The organism is Paenibacillus ehimensis NBRC 15659, assembly GCF_004000785.1.
GTDB classification, from domain to species: Bacteria; Bacillota; Bacilli; order Paenibacillales; family NBRC-103111; genus Paenibacillus_G; species Paenibacillus_G ehimensis.
In genome coordinates, this window is the sequence record NZ_BILX01000150.1 from 1 (window position 1) to 5,309 (window position 5,309).

Here is a 5,309-nt window from a genome sequence, read left to right on the forward strand (position 1 = left end):
GATGGAAGCTCCAGACGAAGCGGTACGCCGCCTCCCCCGTTTGCAGCACGGATACGCGCATCAACGGGTCCGCGCTCAGGTCGAAGCCCCGGGCTTTATCCCGCTCAAGGAAAGCCGCGATATACGCCTGCCGCTCCGCTTCCTCCATTCCGCGCAAATTTTCATAATGGAAGCCGATCCTTTTCGTCCGGTAAACGACCTGCAGAGGCCGCTCATGCCAGCCGCTGTAGAAATTCGTGCGGAAAATCTCGTGCCGTTCCGCGAGCCGCTCCAGACTTTGCTCGAACACCGTCAAGTTGAAGCTTCCCTTCAGGTCGAACGTAGCTTGCTGGAAGTACGCTCCCGAATCCGGCTCCATCAGGCTGTGGAACAGCATACCGTTCTGCATCGGGGTGAGCGCGTACACGTTCTCCAGCTCCCCGGCGCTCCGGGTCCGCTCCGCAATTGCGTCCAGTTGCTCGACCGTCAGCCCTTTGAACAGGACGTCGCTTGGCGTCAGCTCCGTGCGCTCCTTCGCCGCGCAATGCGCGATCACTTCCTGCAGATTCGCCTTCAGCAGTCCGGCCAGCCGCTCCATCGTCTCTTTGCGGTACGCCTTGCCGTTATAGCGGATATCCAGAACAAGCGCGCCGCCTGTAACAATCCCGCCGAAATCCAGCGCGTATTTCATCACCGTGCGCTCGCTGACCGCGGAGCCGATCGAGTAAGCGGACATCGCAACGTCGCCGCTTTGCAGATCTTGGTCGAATTGCCCCAGATAGTTAAAGCTGATCTGCGGTTCCGTCTCGCGAGCGCGATCTTCCTGCAAGCCGGACAAATGCTTCCAAATGCCGTAACCGATCCCCTTATGCGGAATTTGGCGCAGTCCTTCCTTCACCCGTTTGATCCGCTGCGCTACGGACTCGTCCTGTCCCATCTCCAGCACGACCGGGAATTGGCTCGTAAACCAGCCCACCGTGCGCGAGATGTCAACGTCCGGCAGAATCGCCTCGCGTCCGTGTCCCTCCAGGTTCACAAGCACGCGCTCCATCCCGGTCCACTGGCGGATCGTCATGCCCAGCGCCGTCAGCAGCAGATCGTTCACTTCAGTGCCGTAAGCCCGGTGTGTTTGCTTCAAAAGCTGCTCCGTTTCCCCCTTCGTCAGCTGCACGGCGACCGTCTCGCTGTCGCGAAGCGTAAACACGCCGTCATGCGCCATGTCTTGAGGCAGCGGAGCATAGCTGGCCTCGGCGATTTGCCGCCAGTACGCCGACTCGCTTGCCATAGCCGGACCGGCCGCATACCGTGACAATTGCTCCGCCCACGTGCGGAACGAATCCGTTTTGTACGGCAGCCGGACGGGTTGTCCGTCAGCAGCCTGCTCATAGCCTGCCGCAAGATCCTCAATCAAAATCCGCCACGATACCCCGTCGACCACCAAATGGTGAATGACGATCAGCAGATGATCTCCGTCGTCGCAGCGGAACAGCCCCAACTTCACCAGAGGTCCGGCGCTCAGGTCGATGCCGCTTTGAATCTCGTTCGCTTTCGCTTCGATCGCCGCAGCGCAGTCCGCCGTTCCTCTCAAATCGAACACATCCAGGGTATACAGTTCGCCTTCGCCAATACCACGGTTCCACGCTTTAAAATCGGTTTCCGTCCTGCGGAATACCGTGCGCAGAGCATCATGATGCTCCACGACCTTCGTTACCGCCTGCCGAAGCGGCGTTTCGTCGAAGCCACGCTCCCGGTGAAGCATCACCGCCTGGTTAAAATGATGCGGCTCCGCCTGATTTTGCTCGAAAAACCAGTACTGAATCGGCGTCAGGCTGACGGCGCCGCTAACCTCGCGCTGCTCGGCCTTTTTGTCGGCTGCGCGGAGCAGCGGACTCAATTCCGCTACCGTCGCATACCGGAATAAATCTTTCATTTCGAGCTTATGCCCGAGTTGAAGCAGTCTCGAAGAAACTTGAATCGCCTTGATCGAGTCGCCGCCCAGTTCGAAGAAGTTGTCCAGCACCCCGACCGCCTCGACACCGAGCACGGCCTGCCACACCGAGGCCAGCGTCTGCTCCGCTGCCGTGCGGGGCGCCACATAGTCCGTACCCGTCTGGACGCTTCCTTCGGGCGCGGGCAGCGCTTTGCGGTCGATCTTGCCGTTGGCGTTCAACGGCATCCGCTCCAGCTGTACGAAGTAAGACGGAATCATATAGCCCGGCAGCTCCTGCGCCAGCGCGCTTCGCAGCTCCGCTGCGCTCCACGCCCGGTCCGCCGTGAAATAGGCGCACAGCTGCTTTTGGCCAAGCTCGTTCTCCCGCGCCACGACTACCGCTTCGCGCACATCCGGCAAGCGCAGCACTTGCGTTTCCACCTCGCCCAGCTCGATCCGATAGCCGCGGATTTTCACCTGATGGTCGATCCGGCCCAAATATTCGATGTTCCCGTCCGGCATCCAGCGGACCAAGTCGCCTGTCCGGTACATCCGCTTGCCCGGCGCAAACGGATTCGGCACGAACTTCTCCTCCGTCAGCTCGGGCCGGTTCAAATAGCCTCGGGCCACGCCCTCGCCCGCGATGCACAGCTCTCCGGCCACGCCGACCGGCATCAAACGAGAGGCCGCGTCCATAATCCATGCCTGCACGTTGCAGAGCGGCCGGCCGATCGGAACGCCCGCCAGCTCTGCGGTTTCGCGGCCTGTTGAATATTTGGTCGCATAGATCGTCGCTTCCGTCGGACCATAAATGTTTTCCAGCTTGGCGTTCGCCGATAAGCTGTAATAGTCCTCGACCGCTTTCACCGGCAGCGCTTCTCCGGCGACAAATACATATTTCAAAGTCCGGATACCTGCAACTCCGGTTTCCTTGAGCGTATTGACCCATGCGCTGAACATCGACGGCACCAGATTCAAATGGGTGATCTGCCCGTTTTCGATCGCCTCCGTGAGCGCAGCGGGGTCTTTTTCCAGCCCCGGCGGCAAAATCGCCAATCTTCCTTTTCCGAAATACCATCCGAACAGCTCGGGCACGGATACGTCGAACGTAAAGGTCGTTTTCAGCAAATACGTATCGTCCGCCAGCATCGGGTATTCCCGCTCCAGCTGAGTCAGCGTATGCACGACCGACCGGTGCTCGACCATGACGCCCTTCGGCTTGCCGGTCGAACCCGACGTATAGATGACATAGGCCAGATGATGCGGTTCCGCCACAGCTTTCGGGTTCGAAGCGTCTTCGCTGTACACCGCCGCGTCTTCAAGCACCAGCAGCTTCCCGGCAAAAGCCGCGCGTTCCCGCAAACGGCTCTGCGTCAGCAGCAGCTTGGCTCCCGAATCCTCCAGCATGTAAGCGATCCGCTCCTGCGGGTAATCCGGATCGATCGGCATATACGCCCCGCCGGCTTTCAGGATGCCGAAAATGCCGACGATCATTTCAAGCGAACGCTCGACCATAATCCCGACCGGCTGATCGGGCTGCACGCCATTCGCCCGCAGCGTATGCGCCAACCGGTTCGCCCTTTCGTTCAATTCCCGGTACGTGAGCCGTTCGTCTTCGAACACGACTGCTACCTGCTCCGGCGTCCGTTCCGCCTGCGCTTCAAATAGCCCGTGAACGGTCTCGTCGCGGGGGTAATCCGCCGCCGTAGCGTTGAAGCGTTCGACAATTTGCGCCCGCTCCGCTTCGGTAACCCATTCCAGCTCGTCCACGCGGATCTGCGGGGCAGCCGCCACCTGCTCCAGCACCCGGGCGACATGGCCGGCAATTTGCCGGATCCCCGCCTCATCGAACGCCATCGCGTTGTAGCCGAAACGAATCGTGATCCGCTCGCCGGGGATGACGATGAAATTGAAATTGTAGTTCGTTTGCTCCGGCGTATCGATGTTCGCAATTGCAAAAGAGTCCCGACCTCCGCCGCCCAGCTGTCCGATTTGCTCGTCGATCGGATAGTTTTCGAACACCATGATGTGGTTGATCAAATCGCGCTTCTGCCCGGTCCGCGCCTGGATCTCATACAGCGGGAACGTATCATGGGCGCCGGAATTCAACGCTTGCTCCTGCGTTCTGCGCATGACGTCGGCCACCGATTCCCCGACAGCGCTGGTAATGCGCACCGGAATCGTATTGATAAACAGACCGATCATCGATTCCACGCCCGGGATTTCCGCCGGACGGCCCGCCACGACGCTGCCGAACACGACATCGTCGCTGTTGTTGTATTTTTGCAGGATCAGGCCCCATACGGTCTGAATGAGCGTATTGACCGTCACCTGATGCTGTCTGGCCGCCTGCTCAACCTTTACGCTCAGCTCCGGGCTGAACGTCCAATCCAGATTTTGCAGAACGTAGCCTTCCGTCTTGTGCTGCGGCTTCTCCTGCGGCAGCAGCACCTGCTGCTCGTAGCCGGACAAGTAATCGTTCCAGTAATCCGCCGCCGCTTCGCGGTTCTGATTTTCCAGCCACTCGATAAACCGGCCGAACGGCGTCACCGGCGCAAGCTCCGGCTGCCGCTGCTCGCGGAACGCAAAGTAGCTGCCGAACACTTCCTGAATCAGAAGAGACATGCACCAGCCGTCCATCAAAATATGATGGAAGCTCCAAACGAAGCGGTACGTTTCCTCGCCGGTGCGCAGGACCGATACGCGCATCAGCGAGCCTTGGCCCAAGTCGAAGCCGCGGGCCTTGTCCGCGCTCGTGAAGGCGGCGACGCAGGCTTCGCGCTCCGCTTCCTCCATGCCGCGCAGATCTTCATAAAGCAGCTCGTCCGCGCGTTCCCGGAACACGGCTTGAACCGGCTCATCCTTCCAGCCGCTGATAAAATTGGTCCGCAGCGTCTCGTGCCGCTGCACCAGCAAATCCAGACTTTTCCCAAAGGATACGACATCGAAGCCGCCGTTCAGATCGAACGTCGCCTGCTCAAAATAAGCTCCCGATTCCGCATCCATCAGGCTGTGGAACAGCATCCCCTTCTGCATCGGCGTGAGCGCATAGACGTTCTCCAGCTCGCCGATCGGCCGGGTAAGCTCCGTCAGTTGCTCCAGCTCGTCCACGGTCACGCCTTTGAGCAGAACATCGCTCGGCGTGAGCTCCGGCTGTTCCTTCGCCACGCAGTGCGCGATTACTTCCCGCAGGCTGGCTTGCAGCAGTCCGCCGAGCCGCTCTACCGTTTCCCGGCGGTATTGGGTCGTGCCGTAACGGATCGTTAAAACAAGCTCGCCCTCCGACACGATTCCGTTCATATCCAGCGCAAAATCCATCGCCGCATTCCCGCTGGCTTCCGCGCCTGCGGAATACGGGGATTGCTTCAAATCGTTGCTTTCGTAATCCTGATCGAACTGG

At 60.0% G+C, this 5,309-nt stretch carries 1 protein-coding gene; it reads right to left on the bottom strand.

The annotated features are described in order from the left end of the window. On the bottom strand, positions 1-5,309 hold a 5,309-nt coding region (locus tag PEH01S_RS33830), incomplete at both ends, for a non-ribosomal peptide synthetase (RefSeq protein ID WP_127490417.1).